The organism is Streptomyces sp. NPDC043996, from assembly GCF_056435225.1.
Window position 1 is genome coordinate 257,222 of record NZ_JBWKEY010000001.1, and the last position, 18,249, is coordinate 275,470.

The 18,249-nt window shown below is 72.7% G+C and carries 19 protein-coding genes; 8 read left to right on the forward strand and 11 right to left on the reverse strand.

What is annotated here, in order from left to right:
• Positions 1-180: 180 nt before the first annotated feature.
• Positions 181-333 carry a hypothetical protein gene (locus AC07A4_RS01190; protein WP_478591261.1) on the forward strand — a complete coding sequence of 51 codons (153 nt, stop codon included), beginning with the start codon at positions 181-183 and terminating at the stop codon, positions 331-333.
• A gap of 88 nt (positions 334-421) precedes the next feature.
• Here AC07A4_RS01190 and AC07A4_RS01195 read toward each other — a convergent pair whose 3' ends face one another.
• From AC07A4_RS01195 to AC07A4_RS01210, 4 genes are all read right to left on the reverse strand, one after another.
• Positions 422-1,024: a MarC family protein gene (locus AC07A4_RS01195; RefSeq protein ID WP_478591264.1), complete on the reverse strand. Its 603-nt coding sequence runs from the start codon at positions 1,022-1,024 to the stop codon at positions 422-424.
• A 174-nt stretch (positions 1,025-1,198) separates the two neighbouring features.
• Positions 1,199-2,074, reverse strand: coding sequence for a PHP domain-containing protein (locus AC07A4_RS01200; RefSeq protein WP_478591267.1), 876 nt, complete (start codon positions 2,072-2,074; stop codon positions 1,199-1,201).
• Positions 2,075-2,584: 510 nt separating this feature from the next.
• The gene (locus AC07A4_RS01205; protein WP_478591269.1) at positions 2,585-3,226 is read right to left on the reverse strand and encodes a DUF6758 family protein; all 642 of its coding nucleotides are present in this window, start codon (positions 3,224-3,226) and stop codon (positions 2,585-2,587) included.
• Positions 3,227-3,486: 260 nt separating this feature from the next.
• Entirely contained in the window at positions 3,487-4,071 is a 585-nt protein-coding gene (locus AC07A4_RS01210; protein WP_478591272.1) for a suppressor of fused domain protein, read from the reverse strand.
• A 499-nt stretch (positions 4,072-4,570) separates the two neighbouring features.
• Here AC07A4_RS01210 and AC07A4_RS01215 point away from each other — a divergent pair, with 499 nt between their 5' ends.
• Positions 4,571-5,686, forward strand: coding sequence for a magnesium and cobalt transport protein CorA (locus tag AC07A4_RS01215; RefSeq protein ID WP_478591275.1), 1,116 nt, complete (start codon positions 4,571-4,573; stop codon positions 5,684-5,686).
• A 41-nt stretch (positions 5,687-5,727) separates the two neighbouring features.
• Complete coding sequence (locus tag AC07A4_RS01220; protein WP_478591276.1) at positions 5,728-6,237, forward strand: hypothetical protein; 510 nt, start codon at positions 5,728-5,730, stop codon at positions 6,235-6,237.
• Positions 6,238-6,244: 7 nt separating this feature from the next.
• On the opposite strand, the gene AC07A4_RS01225 is transcribed toward AC07A4_RS01220, so the two are convergent.
• Complete coding sequence (locus AC07A4_RS01225; protein ID WP_478591279.1) at positions 6,245-7,009, reverse strand: hypothetical protein; 765 nt, start codon at positions 7,007-7,009, stop codon at positions 6,245-6,247.
• Between the two features lie 272 nt (positions 7,010-7,281).
• Between AC07A4_RS01225 and AC07A4_RS01230 the strand changes: the two genes are divergently transcribed.
• The 3 genes from AC07A4_RS01230 to AC07A4_RS01240 are packed head-to-tail and all read left to right on the forward strand — an operon-like array spanning position 7,282 to position 10,311.
• Positions 7,282-8,556: a magnesium transporter MgtE N-terminal domain-containing protein gene (locus AC07A4_RS01230; RefSeq protein ID WP_478591282.1), complete on the forward strand. Its 1,275-nt coding sequence runs from the start codon at positions 7,282-7,284 to the stop codon at positions 8,554-8,556.
• Positions 8,546-9,133 (forward strand): DUF1003 domain-containing protein, encoded by a 588-nt coding sequence (locus AC07A4_RS01235; RefSeq protein ID WP_478591284.1) that lies wholly within the window; start codon positions 8,546-8,548, stop codon positions 9,131-9,133. Before AC07A4_RS01230 ends, AC07A4_RS01235 begins: the two co-directional genes overlap by 11 nt.
• Before the next feature lie 44 nt (positions 9,134-9,177).
• Positions 9,178-10,311 carry an Mrp/NBP35 family ATP-binding protein gene (locus tag AC07A4_RS01240; protein ID WP_478591287.1) on the forward strand — a complete coding sequence of 378 codons (1,134 nt, stop codon included), beginning with the start codon at positions 9,178-9,180 and terminating at the stop codon, positions 10,309-10,311.
• 65 nt (positions 10,312-10,376) lie between these two features.
• On the opposite strand, the gene AC07A4_RS01245 is transcribed toward AC07A4_RS01240, so the two are convergent.
• The 5 genes from AC07A4_RS01245 to sigE all read right to left on the reverse strand — a co-directional run bounded on the left by AC07A4_RS01245 (position 10,377) and on the right by sigE (position 15,892).
• Positions 10,377-11,045: a hypothetical protein gene (locus tag AC07A4_RS01245; RefSeq protein ID WP_478591289.1), complete on the reverse strand. Its 669-nt coding sequence runs from the start codon at positions 11,043-11,045 to the stop codon at positions 10,377-10,379.
• A 300-nt stretch (positions 11,046-11,345) separates the two neighbouring features.
• Positions 11,346-11,828 carry a sec-independent translocase gene (locus AC07A4_RS01250; RefSeq protein ID WP_478591291.1) on the reverse strand — a complete coding sequence of 161 codons (483 nt, stop codon included), beginning with the start codon at positions 11,826-11,828 and terminating at the stop codon, positions 11,346-11,348.
• Between the two features lie 119 nt (positions 11,829-11,947).
• Positions 11,948-14,050 carry a S1C family serine protease gene (locus AC07A4_RS01255; RefSeq protein ID WP_478591294.1) on the reverse strand — a complete coding sequence of 701 codons (2,103 nt, stop codon included), beginning with the start codon at positions 14,048-14,050 and terminating at the stop codon, positions 11,948-11,950.
• 112 nt (positions 14,051-14,162) lie between these two features.
• Positions 14,163-15,131: an anti-sigma factor family protein gene (locus tag AC07A4_RS01260; protein WP_478591295.1), complete on the reverse strand. Its 969-nt coding sequence runs from the start codon at positions 15,129-15,131 to the stop codon at positions 14,163-14,165.
• The gene (sigE, locus tag AC07A4_RS01265; protein WP_199818946.1) at positions 15,128-15,892 is read right to left on the reverse strand and encodes an RNA polymerase sigma factor SigE; all 765 of its coding nucleotides are present in this window, start codon (positions 15,890-15,892) and stop codon (positions 15,128-15,130) included. Before sigE ends, AC07A4_RS01260 begins: the two co-directional genes overlap by 4 nt.
• A 139-nt stretch (positions 15,893-16,031) precedes the next feature.
• On the opposite strand from sigE, the gene AC07A4_RS01270 reads away from it, so the two are divergent.
• Positions 16,032-16,730, forward strand: a complete 699-nt coding sequence (locus AC07A4_RS01270; RefSeq protein ID WP_478592833.1) for an O-methyltransferase — start codon at positions 16,032-16,034, stop codon at positions 16,728-16,730.
• 184 nt (positions 16,731-16,914) lie between these two features.
• On the opposite strand, the gene AC07A4_RS01275 is transcribed toward AC07A4_RS01270, so the two are convergent.
• On the reverse strand, positions 16,915-17,082 hold the full coding sequence (locus AC07A4_RS01275) for a DUF3117 domain-containing protein (protein WP_003966491.1): 168 nt from the start codon (positions 17,080-17,082) through the stop codon (positions 16,915-16,917).
• A 352-nt stretch (positions 17,083-17,434) separates the two neighbouring features.
• Here AC07A4_RS01275 and chcB point away from each other — a divergent pair, with 352 nt between their 5' ends.
• Positions 17,435-18,235, forward strand: coding sequence for a 2-cyclohexenylcarbonyl CoA isomerase (gene chcB, locus AC07A4_RS01280; RefSeq protein WP_478591298.1), 801 nt, complete (start codon positions 17,435-17,437; stop codon positions 18,233-18,235).
• Positions 18,236-18,249 lie beyond the last annotated feature (14 nt).

Sequence of the window (18,249 nt, forward strand, 5' to 3'; positions counted from 1 at the left end):
CTGTGGATGTTACGCAGCGAACACAACCGGCCGCGATACCGTGACGCAACACGGCGTTCATTAGCCTTTGAAAAAATTTCCTTAGCGTAGGGAATGTTTTAGGCAGGCAACTCGTTGGACCGTACGTAGCAAGGCGAACAGTTCTCCTCCAGGAGGATCACCAGACGAAGGGAGAAGCCCATGCGCTTCGAAATCATGCGACTCGACGACGTCGACGGCACCGCCGTGGACACGACCGTCGTGGACGCCGCCTCCGTCAACCGGATCGTGCAGCAGGCGGCCGCCATAGGCCAGCGGCTCTACATCCGCCCGGCCGAGGCATCGGCCTCGTAACCCCGGGCACCCCCCACACACTCCAGAGCCCTGTACGCCACCGGATCACGCCGGTGCCGTACAGGGCTCTGTGCTGTGCGGGGCGGCCTCAGCTGCCGTTGATCACCTGGGTGACGCCGTTGATGATCTGCTGGACGGCGATCGCCGACAGCATCATGCCCGCGAGGCGCGTCACCAGGACGACGCCGCCGTCCTTGATGACGCGGATGATCAGCAGCGAGAAGCGCATGGCCAGGAACAGCACCACGTGGATGGCGAGGATCGCCGCCCAGACCGAGACCTGCTCCATTCCGCTGGCGTGCTGCACGGCCAGGATCACCTGGACGATCGCGCCGGGCCCGGCGAGCAGCGGCATCCCGAGCGGGACGAGCGCGACGTTGACGTCCTTGGTCTGCTGGGGCTCGTCGGTCTTGCCGGTGAGCAGGTCGAGCGCGACCAGGAGCAGCAGCAGACCGCCCGCGATCATCAGGGCCTGCGTCGAGACGTGCAGATAGTCGAGGACCTGCTGGCCGACGACGCCGAAGACGGTGATGACGCCGAAGGCGACGCAGACGGCCTGGAAGGCCATCTTCTTCTGCACCTTGACGGGGCGGCCCGCGGTCAGGGCCAGGAAGATCGGGGTGATCCCAGGGGGATCCATGATGACAAAAAGGGTGAGGAAGAGAGAGCCGAAGACAGCGACGTCGAACACGGTGATGGCCTTGCAGAGAGTCGATGGAGTCGTACGGGTTGGCGCGGATCGTTGCGTTTCGGCACAGATCGGCGCGCACGAGTACAGGTCGGTACGCGTGACGCGTTGGTACGCGTCAGTACGGTTCAGGGGGGTGGGGTGGGGCGGGGAGTGGCCGGTGGGTGGCGCGCGCCCTTAGGCGGGGAGGTCTCCGCCCGCGCCCGGCACGGGGAACGCCCCGGTGGCCCGGCGGGTGATCTCGCCGTAGATCTCGGGGTCGGTGGTGAACTCGCCGAGCGCGACGGTCTTGCGGCTGCCGTGGTAGTCGCTGGAGCCGGTGACGAGCAGCCCGAGGTCGGCGGCGAGGCCGCGGAGGCGGGGGCCCGCCTCGGGCGCGTACGCCAGCTGCTCGGGGTGGTCGACCTCGATGCCGTCGAGGCCGGCGGCGGCCAGCTCGGCTATCGCCGACTCCGGTACGACCTTGCCGCGCTGGGCGGCGGCCGGGTGCGCGAAGACGGTGACGCCGCCCGCGGCCTTGACCAGGCGGATCGCCTCGAAGGGGTCCAGCTCGGTCTTCTCGGCGTAGGCGCGGCCGCCGTCCGCGAGCCACTCGGGCGTGAAGGCGTCGGAGACGGTGGCGACGACGCCCAGCTCGACGAGGGCCTCGGCCACGTGCGGGCGGCCGACGGAGCCGTCGCCCGCGATGCGCGCGACCTGCTCCCAGGTGACGGGGACGCCGAGGTCCTGGAGCTTGCGGACCATCGTCCGCGCGCGCGGCACGCGGTCGTCGCGCACCAGCTCGCGGGCGCGGGCCAGCTCCGGCTCGTCCGGGTCGAAGAGGTACGCCAGCATGTGCAGGCCCACGCCGTCGAGGCGGCAGGACAGCTCGGCGCCGGTGACGAGGGTGAGGCCCGGGGGCAGCGCGGCGATCGCCTCGGCGTGCCCGCGCGTGGTGTCGTGGTCGGTCAGCGCGATGACGTCCAGACCGGCCGCGGCCGCGTTGCGCATCAGGGTCGCCGGGGTGTCCGTGCCGTCGGAGGCGGTGGAGTGGGTGTGCAGGTCGATGCGCACGCGCGTACTCCAGGCTCTGACGGGGCGGACGGGGTCTCCCCAGGATAACGCCCTCCTCCCCGCCCACCCGCCCCTCCATCGCGCTGCGCGCTCGTCCTCAAACGCCGGACGGGCTTTTTCCCCCACCCACCCGCCCTTACATCCCCGGCTGCCCCCGCACCCCCCGACCTAGCGGCTCGCGGCTGGGTGGGTGGGTGGGAAAACAACCGCGCTGGCGCGGAAACCCCCGCGCCAGCCCGGTAACGCGACCGTCCGGCGGCAGCTCAAGCCCGTCCGGCGCTTGAGGACGAGCGCGCGGCGCGATGATTCAGCCCGTCCGGCGCTTGAGGACGAGCGCGCAAGCGCGGTGATCCAGCCCGTCCGGCGTTTGAGGACGAGCGCGGAGCGCGATGATTCAGCCCGTCCGGCGTTTGAGGACGAGGCGCGCAAGCGCCGATGGGCTGTGAGCGGGGGAACGGGGGCGGCAGCACCCGGAGCGGGAAGGGGCGGGCCTGGGGCGCCCCGCGAGGGCTACGGCGTGAGCAGCCGCGGCGACAGCGCCCCACAGGGCAGCAGCTCAACCTCCGCCCCCGCGTCCCGCAAATCCGTGAGCACAAGCTCGTCGTACATCAGCAGCCCCGACTGCTCGGGCCACGCGATGGCCCACAGCCACAACCCCAGCGCCTCCCCCGCGAACACGGCCCGGTCGTCCGGCGCCCCCGGCACATGCCACATCGGCGTCGGCCGCCCGGCCGCGAGCACCTTCGCGGCAGGCGGCTTGCCGACGTTCAGGGCGTGCCCGGGGTCGGGCCCGTCGATGCCCGCGTAGCGCGCGCCGAGGCCGATGCCCAGCTCCTCGGCGACGAGGATCAGCTCACCGATGCCGCCGAGCGGCGCGGGGCCCGAGCAGGCCACGGCGGTGGCCCGCCCCCCGCTGCGGTCGTCACCCGCGCAGGCCACCCCGGTGAAGAGCCAGCCGACGGGCAGCGGCCAGGGCATCCACACGGGCACGTGGGCGCGGTGGACCACCACCTGGAGGGCCTCGACGCTGGGCGGGATCACGGGCTGCAGCGGGTGCACGGTGCCGTGCGCGGCGCACTGCCAGGAGTCGGCAAAGAGGCCGGGAGCCCTGACCCGGCCACCACACTTCGGGCAACTGGGTTCGCCCCTCATAGCGCCCCACGGTCCTCCCCGGCGGTCGCCGCGTCAAGGACGATCACCCGTCCGGAGGTGGCCTCCGCCGGACGGCACCCCGTCTCGCACCCCCCACCCCAGCCGTACCGACGGCCGCCACCCCCTACTTCACGCCGAAGACTCAGACGGAGAGAAGACTCAGACGGAGAGCGGCGCGAGCGCCGACGCCCACTGACGCGCCGACGCCACCTGACGCGCCGTCGCCACCTGACGCACCGCCACCAGCGGCTGCCGCCCCGTCAGTCGAGCGCCACCGCCACCCGCAGCGGATCGCGCAGGTCCGTGCCCTTGGCGAGCCAGCGCTCCTGGAGCGCCTGCGCGCCGTGCACGCGCTTGAACGCCGCTTCGTTCGGTGTCATCGGAAGGAGCGGCAGGAACCGCACGGGATCCAGCGGCTCGGGCAGCTCCAGGTCCGGCACCAGGCCCCCCGGCTCGGCCACGAGGACCGAGGTGAAGGGCGCCCCCGGCCACAGCGGCTCCCCCACGTCCAGCGAGCCGCCGGGCGCCACGACGACCCCTTCGACCTGCGGCGACGCGGCGAGCACGGCCAGCGGGCGCAGCACCTTGGCGGTGTCGGCGCGACCGGCCCGTACCGAAAGGACGAGCTCCGCGCGAGGGCCCCGCAGCGGATCGGCGAGGACCTCCGTGGGGTCGGCCATGGGGGCCGCCGCCATGCCGAGCGTGGCGTAGCGGACGACGTCGCCGGACGGGAAGCGGAGCACCTCGACGCGGTCCGTGCCGAGGAACGTCACCGCCGCGCGCGCGTCCGGTTCCCCGAGGCTCTCGCGGAGCCGCTCCTCGACCAGGGCAAGAACATCAGCCATGACGGGAGCATAGATCTCGTCAGTGACGGGTAAAGGTGGGGGTTTGACACGCCAGTCGGCTGATACTGTTGGCTGCTGGCCCGGGTGGCACGCAGAAGCGTCGCTCTCAAGTCCGGACCTCAGGGCCTTCGGGCCCGCACTCGACGGACGGCGCGCACGCGCCTGGGAACTCCCCCACGGGGGACCGGCCGGAGGAGGTGGGGCTGCAGTGGATCGAAGTCGACCGTGCAGTACCACTCGCTCTTCCGCCCGCTGAATTCCCGCAGCAACGACGCTGCGGCTGTGCGAACGGCACCCGCGAACGTCCCGGCCCCGCCTGGCCCGTGCCCCGCACGACGGAAGAGCACAACGTTTCACCTGATCCGCATCAGTAGCGTTGCTGCCACCGTGACGGTGCGGTGCTCCCCGCTTTGTGGACGTGCCACAGGCACAGTCGGACGTCCCCATTCCGGGTAGTTCCACCCGTCACAGGCGGCCCTTTCGTCGAAGGAGCCTGCCCATGTCGATGATCCGCGACCTGCGCGCCGCCGTCCGCCCCTCCCAGCACAAGGACAGCGGCTCCTCCAGTTCGTACGACACCACGCGCGACCCCCGGGTCGCGTCCGCCGTCGTCGACTGTGCCGTCTACCGCGACGGCAGCCGCGTGTCCTGCGACAGCACCCTCACCCCGCACGAGGCGATGCTCCAGGTGCGCCGCGACGGCGGCTTCGCCTGGATCGGCCTGCACGAGCCGACCGAGGCCGAATTCGCCGTGATCGCCGCCGAGTTCGGGCTGCACCCGCTGGCCGTCGAGGACGCCGTCCACGCCCACCAGCGGCCCAAGCTGGAGCGCTACGACGACACCCTGTTCACCGTCTTCAAGACCATCCACTACGTCGAGCACGCCGAACTGACCGCCACCAGCGAGGTCGTGGAGACCGGCGAGGTGATGTGCTTCACCGGCCGGGACTTCTTCATCACCGTCCGGCACGGCGGCCACGGCTCGCTGCGCGCGCTGCGCCGCCGCCTCCAGGACGAGCCCGAGCTGCTCGCCAAGGGCCCCTCGGCCGTCCTGCACACCATCGCCGACCACGTCGTCGACGGCTATCTGGCGGTCGCCGACGCGATGCAGGTCGACATCGACGACGTCGAGAACGAGGTGTTCGCGGCCACCGGCAAGGGCGGCGCGCGCGGTGTCGACGCGGGCCGGATCTACCAGCTCAAGCGCGAGGTCCTGGAGTTCAAGCGGGCCGTGCAGCCGCTGTTTCGGCCCATGCAGCTGCTGAGCGAGCGCCCGATGCGGCTCGTCGACCCGGACATCCAGAAGTACTTCCGCGACGTCGCCGACCACCTCGCCCGCGTCCAGGAGCAGGTCCTCGGCTTCGACGAACTGCTCAACTCGATCCTCCAGGCCAACCTCGCGCAGGCCGCCGTCGCGCAGAACGAGGACATGCGCAAGATCACCTCCTGGGCGGCCATCATCGCGGTGCCCACGGCCGTGTGCGGGGTGTACGGCATGAACTTCGACCACATGCCGGAGCTGCACTGGCGCTACGGCTACCCCATGGTGCTCGGCCTGATCGTCACGGTCTGCTACACGATCCACCGCACCCTGAAGCGCAACGGCTGGCTGTGAGCGGGGGGCCCGCCCCCGGGGCCGCTGGCTAAGCTGCCGTCATGACCGCTGACACGCTGTTCGGGCGCGCCCTTATCGAAGAGGCCACCAAGAAGTCGGGCCTCATCTGGGTGCGCGGCACCGGCCAGGACCGCGCCCTGTGGCACGTCTGGCACGACGGCGCCGTCCACCTCGTGGGCGACGGCCCTGGCGAGCAGCCCCTGCCCGGCCTCGCCGACGGGGCCACCGCCGAGGTCACCGTGCGCAGCAAGGACAAGGGCGGCCGCCTGCTGTCGTGGACGGCGGACGTGACGCAGCTCGCGCCCCGCGGCGAGGAGTGGGAGGCGGCGGTCGCCGAGCTGAAGGGCAAGCGCCTGAACGCGCCCGACGGCGAGCGGGTCGTGGAGCGCTGGGCGGCCGAGTGCCGCGTCCTGCGCCTGACCCCGCGCGAGGCGGACCTGGAGCTGCCCGACGGCTCCCTGGCGGCCGCGCCGCTGCCGACGCCCGTGACGACCCGGCAGCCGGCCCCACCGGCGCTGCCCCGGCTGCTGTTCCGGCGCAAGCGGCGCTGACGCCCGGCTACGACGTCGGCAGCTGCTTGCCGTAGTCCACGGTCTCGTCCTCGCCGGGCTCCTCCAGCGGGAAGGGCCTGCCCCACTCGCTGAGCCGCAGCGTGCCCGCGCCGCCCCCGCGCCGCAGCGTCAGCGGATACGGCTTGCCCTGCAGGGACACCTCCAGGGTGCCGCCCGCGCCGTCGTCGCCGCTGACCTTGATGTAGCGCTTGCCGCCGAACTCGCCGCGCCCGCCCTTGGCCAGCGTGCCGTGCAGCGTGAGCGTGCCGTCCAGGAGCACGTCCTTGTCGGTGAACCCGCTCAGCTGCCGGTACGCCGGATCGCCCTGGGGCACCTTCACGTACTTGCCGTCCAGCTTGGCCGCCGCGGAACCGTCCGGCTGCGCGGTGCCGCCGCCCTGCCCGTCCGCCCGCGCCCAGAAGGCGGAGTCCGCCTTCAGATACAGGTTCTCGCCGACGCGGAGCAGCTCGAACGACTTGCCCTTGGACGTCACCGTGCCCGTGCCGCCGTCGCTCTTGAGCCGCATGTCCAGCTTGTAGGTGCCGCCCTTGCTGACGACGGTGCCGGATAGACGCACGGCGGGCGCCGCCTTCGCCGCCTGCCGCGTACTGCTCTGGATCTTCGCGGCGGAGAACTTGCCGACGCCGTTGGTGCCCGCGTCCGGGTCCTCGCCCCCGCCGCCGCACGCCGTGAGCCCCGCGCCCCCCACGACGATGCCCGCGCACACCACGCTCACCAGCGCGGACCTTCGCGTACGGGGGGCCTGTCGCATCGCAGTCACAGGTGGGGCGCCTCTCGTGCGGACGTCGTCTACGGCCGTGGCCGTAAGCCTCTACGGCGTGGCCGTACCGCAGCGTACCGGTGCCGCCTACGTCCCTTGGCGCCAGTCCGTATGGACTTCTCACCAGGGCATATGCGGTGGGTACGGGCTAGCCTGAACCGCACGCAAACGGCAGGAAGGGAGCATTCGGCACAAGCACGACCCGGCACCCGCACCCCATCCCCCCGCCCCATCCCGCACCCGTCCCGAGAAAGGCGCCACGCATGGCAGGAGGCGCGCCCCGGATCTTCGTCTCGCACCTGTCCGGCACCGCCGTCTTCGACCCGAACGGCGACCAGGTGGGCCGCGTGCGGGACCTCGTCGTCATGCTCCGCGTCGGCCGCAAGCCGCCCCGCCTGCTCGGCCTGGTCGTCGAACTCGCCACGCGCCGCCACATCTTCCTGCCCATGACCCGGATCACCGGCGTCGACTCCGGCCAGGTCATCAGCACCGGCGTGCTGAACGTGCGCCGCTTCGAGCAGCGCCCCACCGAGCGCCTGGTGCTCGGCGAGATGCTCGACCGGCGCGTCCGCCTGGTGGACACCGGCGAGGAGGTCACCGTCCTCGACGTCTCGGTGCGGCAGCTCCCGGCCCGCCGCGACTGGGAGGTGGACCGGCTCTTCGTGCGCAAGGGCAAGAGCGGGGCGTTCAGGCGCAAGGGCGAGGCCCTGACGGTGGACTGGTCGGCGGTGGCGGGCTTCACCCTCGAGGAGCAGGGGCAGGGCGCCGAGAGCCTGCTCGCCACCTTCGAGCAGCTGCGCCCCGCCGACCTCGCCAACGTGCTGCACCACCTCTCCGCCAAGCGCCGCGCCGAGGTCGCCGCCGCCCTCGACGACGACCGCCTCGCCGACGTCCTGGAGGAGCTCCCCGAGGACGACCAGATCGAGATCCTCGGCAAGCTCAAGGAGGAGCGCGCCGCCGACGTCCTGGAGGCCATGGACCCCGACGACGCCGCCGACCTGCTCGCCGAGCTCCCCGAGGACGACAAGGAGCGGCTGCTCACCCTGATGCAGCCGGGCGACGCGGCCGACGTACGGCGCCTGATGGCGTACGAGGAGCGCACGGCGGGCGGTCTGATGACGACCGAGCCGATCGTGCTCCGCCCGGACGCCACCGTCGCCGACGCCCTCGCGCGGGTGCGCCAGCGCGACCTCTCGCCCGCGCTCGCCGCGCAGGTCTACGTGTGCCGCCCGCCCGACGAGACCCCGACCGGCAAGTACCTGGGCACCGTCCACTTCCAGCGCCTGCTGCGCGATCCGCCGTACACGCTCGTCGGCTCGATCCTCGACGACGATCTGCGCCCCCTCAGACCGGAGGCGCCGCTGCCGGTCGTCGCGGGCTTCTTCGCCGCGTACGACATGGTGGCCGCGCCGGTGGTCGACGAGGGCGGCTCGCTGCTCGGGGCGGTCACCGTGGACGACGTGCTCGACCACATGCTGCCCGAGGACTGGCGCGAGACGGAGTTCCACCTCCAGGAGGGGGCCGGTCATGGCGCGTGACCGCGAACCGCGCGGCGAGCGGCGCGAGGCCCGCGACGGCCGCGACAGCCGCCCGGAGGGGCGCCCCCGCTTCCGTCTGGACCAGCCGCGCGCCCCGCGCCGCAAGCTCCTGCCCGACTACGACCCGGAGGCCTTCGGGCGGCTCTCCGAGCGGATCGCGCGGTTCCTCGGGACGGGCCGGTTCATCGTCTGGATGACGGTCGTCATCATCCTGTGGGTGGTCTGGAACGTCTCCGCCCCCGAGAGCCTGCGCTTCGACACCTACCCGTTCATCTTCCTGACCCTGATGCTGTCGCTCCAGGCCTCGTACGCGGCCCCGCTGATCCTGCTCGCGCAGAACCGCCAGGACGACCGCGACCGGGTCACGCACGAACAGGACCGCAGCCAGAACGAACGTTCCATCGCCGACACCGAGTACCTCACCCGTGAGATCGCCTCGCTGCGCATGGGCCTCGGCGAGGTCGCCACCCGCGACTGGCTGCGCTCCGAACTCCAGGACCTGGTCAAGGAGCTGGAGGAGCAGCGTCCCGTATTCCCGTCCGAGTCCGCTGCGGCACGTGATGTAGGCGACCGCTGACGGGCCTTTCGGACCCCCCTACCGGGAGCCGTACCATCGAGTACATGGTTACGGAAGACGTGGTGCGCGAAGCGCTGGCGACGGTGAACGACCCCGAGATCCAGCGGCCCATCACCGAGCTCGGGATGGTCAAGTCCGTGGAGATCGACGCGGATGGCGCGGTCGCGGTCACCGTGTATCTGACGGTCTCCGGCTGCCCGATGCGGGACACCATCACGAAGAACGTGACGGACGCCGTCGCCCGCGTCGAGGGCGTCACGCGCGTCGGCGTAACCCTCGACGTGATGAGCGACGAGCAGCGCAAGGAGCTCGCGGCGGCGCTGCGCGGCGGCACGGCCGAGCGCGAGGTGCCGTTCGCCAAGCCCGGCTCGCTCACCCGCGTGTACGCGGTGGCCTCCGGCAAGGGCGGCGTCGGCAAGTCGTCCGTGACGGTGAACCTCGCGGCCGCGATGGCCGCCGACGGCCTCAAGGTCGGCGTCGTCGACGCCGACATCTACGGCCACTCGGTGCCGCGCATGCTGGGCGCCGACGGGCGTCCCACCCAGGTCGAGAACATGATCATGCCGCCGTCCGCGAACGGCGTGAAGGTCATCTCCATCGGCATGTTCACCCCGGGCAACGCGCCGGTCGTCTGGCGCGGCCCGATGCTGCACCGCGCGCTCCAGCAGTTCCTCGCGGACGTCTTCTGGGGCGACCTGGACGTGCTCCTGATGGACCTGCCGCCGGGCACCGGCGACATCGCGATCTCCGTCGCCCAGCTCGTCCCGAACGCGGAGATCCTGGTCGTCACGACCCCGCAGCAGGCGGCGGCCGAGGTCGCCGAGCGCGCGGGCTCCATCGCCGTCCAGACCCACCAGAAGATCGTCGGCGTGGTCGAGAACATGTCGGGCCTGCCGTGCCCGCACTGCGGCGAGATGGTCGACGTCTTCGGCACCGGCGGCGGCCAGCGGGTCGCGGAGGGCCTCACGAAGACGACCGGCGCGAACGTGCCGGTGCTCGGCTCTATCCCGATCGACGTGCGCCTGCGCGAGGGCGGCGACGAGGGCAAGCCGGTGGTCCTCTCCGACCCCGAATCCCCCGCGGGCAGCGCCCTGCGCGCCATCGCGGGCAAGCTGGGCGGCCGCCAGCGCGGCCTGTCGGGCATGTCCCTGGGCATCACGCCCCGCAACAAGTTCTAGCCGGGACGTCTCGGGGGCGCCACCCTCACGGTGGCGCCCCCGACCCGTACGGCCGACCCGGAGGGCTACGCGTACGCGGCGATGTCCTTCACCACGGCGAAGCCGAGCCCGTACGCGCTCATTCCGCGTCCGTACGCCCCCAGATGCACCCCCTCCTTGGTGGACCCGGCGAGCACCCAGCCGTATTCGGACTCCCGGTAGTGGAACGAGGTCGGGACCCCGTCCACGGGCAGGGAGAGCGACGACCAGTCGGATCCGTGCAGGTCGTCCGCGAGGACCCAGGCGGTCTCCGTCTGCTGGTCGAGCCAGTCGTCCCGCAGGCTGTGGTCCATCTGCCCGGGCCAGGTGAAGGACAGCAGTCCGACCCCGGCGAGCCAGGCCGCCGAGGACACCGAGGTGGCCTCCAGGACGCCGGTGCCGTCCGCGCTGCGCCGCACGGGGTTGGCGGCGACGGTCACCACGACCGCGAACCGCTCCCGGTCACCGTTGCCGTATCCGCCCTCGGCCCGTACCGACGGCTCGTCGCCGTGGCCGATCGAGCCGTGCTCCACGGCGCCGTCCGCGGCGGTGCCGACCTGCATCAGCCAGCGCGGTCCCGTGTAGGCCTCGTCCAGGCCGTACCAGGGGAAGGGCGCCATCAGGTAGCCGTCGACCGCGCGCCGGGCGGAGGGCACCGCTGACGCGGCACCGTCCGCGGCTGACGCCTGCGCGCCCACGCGACTTGTCGTCTCCATCTACCGGCCGCCTCCTCGCTCTCGTCGGTCCGGAGCGGCCCGCCCCCCTCGGGCGTCCTCACGCCGGACAACAAGGCAGGATAGCCACACCGGTTCCGGAAGCCGGTAAGGCAGTCGGCCCGCGGGTGTCCGGAACGCTACGGCGCCGTGGCCGCGACGCGCCGGGCGGCGCACGCGTGGCGTCAACCGGCGCACACGGGCACCGGCGGCGTCCGCGCCGGTCAGGCGGGGGACGGGACGGTCGCCCCGGCGCTGGTGACGGTGCCGGAGCGGAGCGGAGCGGGTGCTGGTGCCGGGCGCTCAGGTGGCGTCGGCGTCGAAGGGCGGGTGCTCGTCCGCGGCGGGCTTGGCCGGGCGCTTCTGCATGTCGACACTGCCGCCGCCGGAGCCGCCACCGGAGCCGTTGGCCACGGTCTTGGCCGCGCCGGAGCGGCTCGTGCCGTCCTCGGCGGAGTCGCCTTCGCGATCGTGCACGGCGTCCGCGACTTCGGCCATTTCCTTCCGCAGGTCGAAGCCGTTGCGGATTTCCTTCAGACCGAGGTCGTCGTTCTCCATCTGCTTGCGCAGGAACTTCTTCGGATTCAGGTCCTCGAACTCGAAGTCCTTGAATTCCGGGCCGAGTTCGTCCCTGATGTCCTGCTTCGCGCTGTCGGAGAACTGCCGGATCTTACGGACGGTCCGCGACACGTCCTGAATGAGCTTCGGCAGCTTGTCCGGGCCGAAGATGAGCACGGCGAGGATGACCAGCGTCACTATCTCGAATACGCCGATGTCGTTGAACACCCTGAGCTCCTTGCCGTCCGGACCCGCTCTACGGTACCCGGCGCTCCTGTCCATTCGGTAGCCGCAGGGCGACCACGGCGACAACGGGGCTCAGGAGCGCGCGGGGTGGCCCGCGGGGCTCAGTCGCCGCTGGCGCTGCCCAGGACCAGGGCCACCTTCCGCTCGTCGCCGCCCCGCTCGATGGTCAGGTCGAGGCGGTCCTTGGGCTTGTGCGCGCGGATCTTGACGATCAGCTCGTCGCCGGAGTGCACGCGCTGGCCGTCGACCTCGGTGATGACGTCGCCCGGCTTGAGGCCCGCCCTGTCGCCGGGGCCGCCGCGGTTGACCGCGGGGCCGCCGCTCTGGCTCTTGCGGGCGATGCGGGCGCCGTCGCCGGTGAACTGCTTGTCGATGGTGACGCCGATCACGGGGTGGGTGGCCCGGCCGGTGTTGATGAGCTCCTCAGCGACGCGCTTGCCCTGGTTGATCGGGATGGCGAAGCCGAGCCCGATGGAGCCCGCCTGGCCCCGGTCGGACTCCGAACCGCCGTCGGCGGAGCGGATGGCGCTGTTGATGCCGATGACACGGGCCTTGGCGTCGACCAGGGGGCCGCCGGAGTTGCCGGGGTTGATGGGCGCGTCGGTCTGGAGGGCGTTCACGTACGAGACGTCGCTGCCGTCGCCCTTCTCGCCGCCCGCGGTGATCGGCCGCTCCTTGGCGCTGATGATGCCGGAGGTGACGGTGTTGGCGAGGTCGAAGGGCGCGCCGATGGCCACCACGGGGTCGCCGACCTGGACGTTCTCGGAGTTGCCGAGCGGCAGCGGCCTGAGCCCGCGCACGCCGGTGACCTTGACGACCGCCAGGTCGTACCCGGCGTCGCGGCCCACGACCTTGGCGCTCGCGGTCTCGCCGCCGCTGAAGGTCACCGATATCTCGCCGTCGCCGCCGCCCGGCTCGACGACGTGGTTGTTGGTGAGGATGTGGCCCTTGCGGTCCAGGACGAAGCCGGTGCCGGTGCCCGCGCCGTCGTCGCCCCGCACGTGCAGGGTGACCACGCCGGGCAGGGCGCTCGCGGCGATCCCGGCCACGCTGTCCTTGGGCCGCTTCTCGGACTCCGCCCCGGCCTGCGGCAGCTCCACCCCGCCGCCGAGGCCGCCGTCGCGCTCCAGCTTGGCCCCGACGACCCCACCGATGCCGCCCGCGACGAGCGCGACGACCACGGCCCCCCACACGATCCCCCGCCGCACCCGCCGACGCCGCCCCGCCGCACTGTCCACGGCGGCCCCGGTCTGCTGCAAGGGCCCGCTCCAGGGGTCGTAGCGCTGCCAGGGGGCGGCGGGGGCGGCTGCGCTGGGGAGGGGTGCGGGGGCGGCTGCGCTGGGGAGGGGTGCGGGGGCGCCGTGGGTGTGAGGTGCGGCGGGGGCCGGGGCGGCAGGCGCGGGTGTGCCGTGCGCCGGGGTTCCGGGAACAGGCATGGCGGGGGCGGGGGCTCCGGGCAGGGGGGCGCCGGGGCCGGGAGCGCCGGGGGCCGGGGCGGCAGGCGCGGGCGTGCCATGGGCCTGAGGGCCGGGCACGGGCGCGCCGTGGGGCTGGGGTGCTGCGGGGGCGGCTGGGGCGCCCGTGCCGGGGGCGGGGGCTCCGGGCGGGACCGTGCCGGGGGCCGGAGCGCCGTGGGCCGGAGCGCCGTGGGCGACGGGAGGCTGAGTGCCGGGCGCGGGCACGCCGGGGGTTTGAGGGCCGGGCGCGGGCATGCCATGGGCCTGAGGGCCGGGCGCGGGCACGCCATGACCCTGGGGCGCCGCGGGAACGGCCGGGGTGCCCGCGACGGGCGCCGGAGTTCCGGGCGGGACCGTGCCGTGGGCCGGAGTGGCCGGTGCCGGGGCGCCCGGCGTGGTGCCATGTGCGGGGGTGCCGTGCGCGGGGGTGCCGTGTGCCGGTGTCGTCGCCATCGGGTGCTGTACGGGCGGGGCGGGGGCCCAGGGGCCGGGCTTGCCGTACGGCGGGGTGCTGTACGGGTCCGGGTCGTGCAAGGGCTTGGGGCGGTCGGCCGGGGCGGCGGCCGCGTCCAGGGGCGCGGCGGGCGCGGGCGCCCCGGAGGGCTGGCCGGGCGCTGGGGGCGTGGCGGGGGTCGCCGGAGCGACGGGCGCGGCGGGGGGATCCGTCAGCGCTGACGGATCGCCCTGGGGCGCTCCGGAGGCCGTCCCCGCGTCCCCGCCCGGCCCCGTGCCCACGACCTCGTCCATGCTCTCCCCACAACTGCCCCACGGCGGACGCCGATTCCATGCCCCGTCGGGCACACCGGGGAATTCAATCAGGTCGACGCGCCGCCGCGCAGTGCGCGGCGGCGAAGGGACGTCAGTGGATCTCCGCCGTGCCGCGCCGCTGGGCCAGGCCGGGGGGCGGTGTCGCCGGGGCCGAGGACTCCGCGGCGGCGTTCAGGGTGAGGCCCGTGCCCGGGCCGTCCTCCGGTGTCACGGCGCGCACCAGTGGGGACATCACCCCGGCGCCCGCGAGCAGCGGAGCCGCGAGGTGCTGCGGCGTGCGGGCGGACGCCGCCTGCGCGCCCGTGAGGAGCGGCACGGCGGGCGTGCTCACCGTGGGCGCCTGGGGGCGCTGGCCCTGGACGGAGAGCGGGCTGTTGCCACGGCGGCGCACCGATTCGGGGACGCCGGTGGCGGAGCCGTTCGCGGAGCCCGGCGAGGCGTTGCTGTTCGCCCCGGTCCCGCCCGCGCGCTGCTCGCCCGCTCCGGACGGGGCGTTGACCGTGACCCCGCCGAGGGCGATCGCGGCCAGGGACACCGCTCCGGCCGCCGCGAAGGCGAACCGCCGCCCGCGCCAGCCGGACCGGTCGCTCTCGGGTCTGCCGACGTCATGGATGCGGAAGCCGCGCCCCTCGCTGGGCAGGACGGCGGCGTGGGTGCCCGAAGGCGCGTACCCGATCAGGGGGTCGCGGCGGGCGCTCACGGAGAAGACGCCGCCGCCCGGCAGCCCCGTCGTCTCGGACGAGCCGGTGGCGAAGCCGTCGTCGACAGGGGTGCGCGGGCCGCCCTGTCGCTCGATGTCGTCGGGGCTCATCCCCGGGAGGTCGTGCAGCCGGGCGAGGAAGCTCGCGCTGGGCGGCGGGGCCGCCGTCTGCGCGAACACGCTCTTGAGCCGACGCTGGGCGTCGGCTTCCGTCTTGCACTGCGGACAGGTGGCCAGATGCGCGAGCACCCGCTCGCGCGCGTCATGACCGAGCTCACCGTCGACCAGCGCGGCGAGTCGGTCCCCCAGGTGCTGCTCGGCGAAGAGCCGCTCGGCAGGATTGGACCGTGATCCACTCACGCGGTCGCGCCCCCTCCTCCCAGCGCCACGGCTCCGGTGACGGCGAGCGAACGACGCTCGGCACGGGCCTCGGGGGAACGGTGCTGAAGGGCCTTGCGCAGCTGGGAGCGGCCACGGTGGATACGGCTGCGGACCGTACCGAGCTTGACGCCCAGGGTGGCGGCGATCTCCTCGTACGAAAGGCCCTCGATGTCGCAGAGGACGACGGCGGCGCGGAACTCCGGCGCGAGGGTGTCGAGCGCCTGCTGGACGTCCGCGTCGAAGTGCGTGTCGTTGAACACCTGCTGGGGCGAGGGCTCGCGGCTGGGCAGCCGCTCCGCCGCGTCGTCCCCGAGGGCGTCGAAGCGGATGCGCTGCTTGCGGCGCACCATGTCCAGGAAGAGGTTCGTGGTGATGCGGTGCAGCCAGCCCTCGAAGGTGCCGGGGGTGTACGTGGACAGCGAGCGGAAGACGCGGACGAAGACCTCCTGCGTGAGGTCCTCGGCGTCGTGCTGGTTGCCCGTCAGGCGGTAGGCGAGGCGGTAGACGCGGCCGCTGTGCGTGCTGACGATCTCCTCCCAGGTGGGGGGAGTCCACGCCTGTGCATCCGCGTCAGCGGCAAAGGTCGCGGTCTGAGCGGAGTTAGCGCGGTCAGCGGTGTCGGTCACGGATTTCGGCCTACCCGCCAACCTGAGGAAACGCCGGAGCGCTCCGCCTCGATCCGCGGACTCGGCCGCACCTCCCCTGTCGGCTCTGGTGGTGTCCAGTGGAGCCCCTACCATAACCACCTCGCCCGTTAGCTCCGGATAAGCGTTTTTACCTAGATTTGCCTCTTGGCAATGCTTCGCGGCCCTGCCGTTCGCGCCTTGATCCATCCGTTAACCCCCGTCGGCCTCACACCCCTGACTAACGCGCGGTCCCATCTGCGGGTTCCCGGCGGCAACGGATACAGTCACGGCCAGGCAACCACGGGGACAGGAGAGGGCCATTACCGGCAACCGGCAGACGAGCTGGGCGTTCTCCGACGCCTTTGTCGCCGAGGACGAGGCGCTGCTCTGGGCCCGCGACCGGGCGCGGGACGCGGGGCTGCGCTCGGTGTCGCCCGGCACCGGCGCCGCGCTGCGGCTGCTCGCCGCCACCGTGGACGCCAAGGCGGTCGCCGAGATCGGTACGGGCACGGGCGTCTCGGGCATCCATCTGCTGCACGGCATGCGGCCCGACGGCGTCCTGACCACCGTGGACCCGGAGCCGGAGCGCCAGCAGTTCGCCCGGATGGCCTTCCGGGCGGCCGGTTTCGCCGGGAACCGCGCCCGCTTCATCCCGGGCCGCGCCCTCGACGTCCTGCCGCGTCTCGCCGACGGCGGCTACGACCTCGTGTTCTGCGACGGCGACCGGATGGAGTGCCTCGACTACCTCGCTGAATCGTTGCGCCTGCTGCGCCCGGGCGGCCTCGTCTGCTTCGAGGGCGTCTTCGCCGACGGCCGCACGGTGGACTCCGGGCCACAGCCCGTGGAGGTGCTGCGGCTGCGGGAGCTGCTGCGCGCGGTGCGCGAGAGCCAGGACCTGGTGCCGTCCCTGCTTCCGGTGGGCGACGGCCTGCTGTGCGCGGTCAAACGCTAGAGCCCCGCTCGACAGGGCCAGCGCCCCGGTTCCGACAGGGTCAGCGCCCCGGTCCCGACAGGGTCAGCGCCCGGGCGCGTCAAGCTCCCGTATGCCTTCGAGTGTCTTTTCGATCTCCGCACACAGCACTGCCCCGGCTCGTCGTACGATGCCGGGGCAGTGAAAAAGTGTGGGCGCTTGCGCGTCAGCCGACTACCTTCTTCAGGGCGTCGCCGAGTGCGTCGGCCTCATCCGGGGTCAGTTCGACGACAAGTCGACCGCCGCCTTCGAGCGGAACGCGCATGACGATGCCCCGCCCCTCCTTGGTCACCTCGAGCGGGCCGTCGCCCGTCCGCGGCTTCATGGCCGCCATGCTCGTTCCCCTTCCTGAAACCAGCTTGTCGCAGCCGACAACCCAGGTGTCACCGGCATCGAACACATTGCTTCCAGGTCATTATCCCGCATGGCGGGACCCGATGACCAACATCAGTCGGCATCGCTTGCGCAACGCACGCCCGCAAAACCACTCAATTCGGCGATGTGACTGCGATACTGCGCCGTCCCGGGCACCACTCCCGGCTCATATTCTTTGACGCAGGTCACATCTCCGGCCGCATACCGAAGGCCGATGATCTAGGTCATGCTGGGCGCACCGGAGCCCGCGGGACATCTCCCCGCCGGGCGGCCCACCGGGCCACCACAGGACCAGCGGAGGGGACCCCACCATGGCCGACACCGTGCTCTACGAAGTGAGCGACGGGCTCGCGACGATCACGCTGAACCGCCCCGACGCGATGAACGCGATGAACACCGAGGCCAAGGTCGCCCTGCGCGAGGCCGCCCAGGAGGCCGGGGCGGACCCGGCGGTGCGCGCGGTGCTGCTCACCGCGACCGGCCGGGCGTTCTGCGTGGGACAGGACCTCAAGGAGCACGTCGGCATCCTCCAGGAGGCCCGCGCCTCGGGGTCGGGGCAGACGATGAGCACGGTGCGCGAGCACTACAACCCGATCGTGCGGGCCCTGACCGGCATGCCCAAGCCCGTGGTGGCGGGCGTCAACGGCGTGGCGGCCGGCGCGGGCTTCGGCTTCGCGCTCGCCGCGGACTACCGCGTCGTCGCGGACACCGCCTCGTTCACCACGTCCTTCGCCGGGGTCGCCCTGACGGCCGACTCCGGGGTCTCCTGGACGCTGTCCCGGCTGATCGGCCCCGGCCGGGCCGCCGATCTGCTGCTCTTCCCGCGCAGCGTCAAGGCGCAGGAGGCGTACGACCTGGGGATCGCCAACAAGGTCGTCCCGGCGGACGCGCTCGCCGACGAGGCGCGCGCGGTGGCCCGCGCGCTGGCCGAGGGCCCGACGCTGGCGTACGGGGCGATCAAGGAGTCCCTGGCCTTCGCCGCCGGGCACTCCCTGGACGAGGCCCTGGACAAGGAGGACGAGCTGCAGACGAAGGCGGGCGCCTCCGAGGACCACGCCATCGCCGTACAGGCCTTCCTCGACAAGGAGAAGCCGAAGTACCTGGGCCGCTGAGCCGCTCAGGACCA

Excerpts from the sequence above, each read along its gene's own strand:
- AC07A4_RS01190 (WP_478591261.1), top strand. The coding sequence starts at position 181 with ATGCGCTTCGAAATCATGCGACTCGACGACGTCGACGGCACCGCCGTG.
- AC07A4_RS01245 (WP_478591289.1), bottom strand. The coding sequence starts at position 11,045 with ATGGAGACGACAAGTCGCGTGGGCGCGCAGGCGTCAGCCGCGGACGGT.
- sigE (WP_199818946.1), bottom strand. The coding sequence starts at position 15,892 with ATGGTAGGGGCTCCACTGGACACCACCAGAGCCGACAGGGGAGGTGCG.
- AC07A4_RS01225 (WP_478591279.1), bottom strand. The coding sequence starts at position 7,009 with ATGCGACAGGCCCCCCGTACGCGAAGGTCCGCGCTGGTGAGCGTGGTG.
- AC07A4_RS01240 (WP_478591287.1), top strand. The coding sequence starts at position 9,178 with ATGGTTACGGAAGACGTGGTGCGCGAAGCGCTGGCGACGGTGAACGAC.
- AC07A4_RS01255 (WP_478591294.1), bottom strand. The coding sequence starts at position 14,050 with ATGGACGAGGTCGTGGGCACGGGGCCGGGCGGGGACGCGGGGACGGCC.
- AC07A4_RS01220 (WP_478591276.1), top strand. The coding sequence starts at position 5,728 with ATGACCGCTGACACGCTGTTCGGGCGCGCCCTTATCGAAGAGGCCACC.
- chcB (WP_478591298.1), top strand. The coding sequence starts at position 17,435 with ATGGCCGACACCGTGCTCTACGAAGTGAGCGACGGGCTCGCGACGATC.
- AC07A4_RS01230 (WP_478591282.1), top strand. The coding sequence starts at position 7,282 with ATGGCAGGAGGCGCGCCCCGGATCTTCGTCTCGCACCTGTCCGGCACC.
- AC07A4_RS01215 (WP_478591275.1), top strand. The coding sequence starts at position 4,571 with ATGTCGATGATCCGCGACCTGCGCGCCGCCGTCCGCCCCTCCCAGCAC.
- AC07A4_RS01210 (WP_478591272.1), bottom strand. The coding sequence starts at position 4,071 with ATGGCTGATGTTCTTGCCCTGGTCGAGGAGCGGCTCCGCGAGAGCCTC.
- AC07A4_RS01235 (WP_478591284.1), top strand. The coding sequence starts at position 8,546 with ATGGCGCGTGACCGCGAACCGCGCGGCGAGCGGCGCGAGGCCCGCGAC.
- AC07A4_RS01205 (WP_478591269.1), bottom strand. The coding sequence starts at position 3,226 with ATGAGGGGCGAACCCAGTTGCCCGAAGTGTGGTGGCCGGGTCAGGGCT.
- AC07A4_RS01275 (WP_003966491.1), bottom strand. The coding sequence starts at position 17,082 with ATGGCGGCCATGAAGCCGCGGACGGGCGACGGCCCGCTCGAGGTGACC.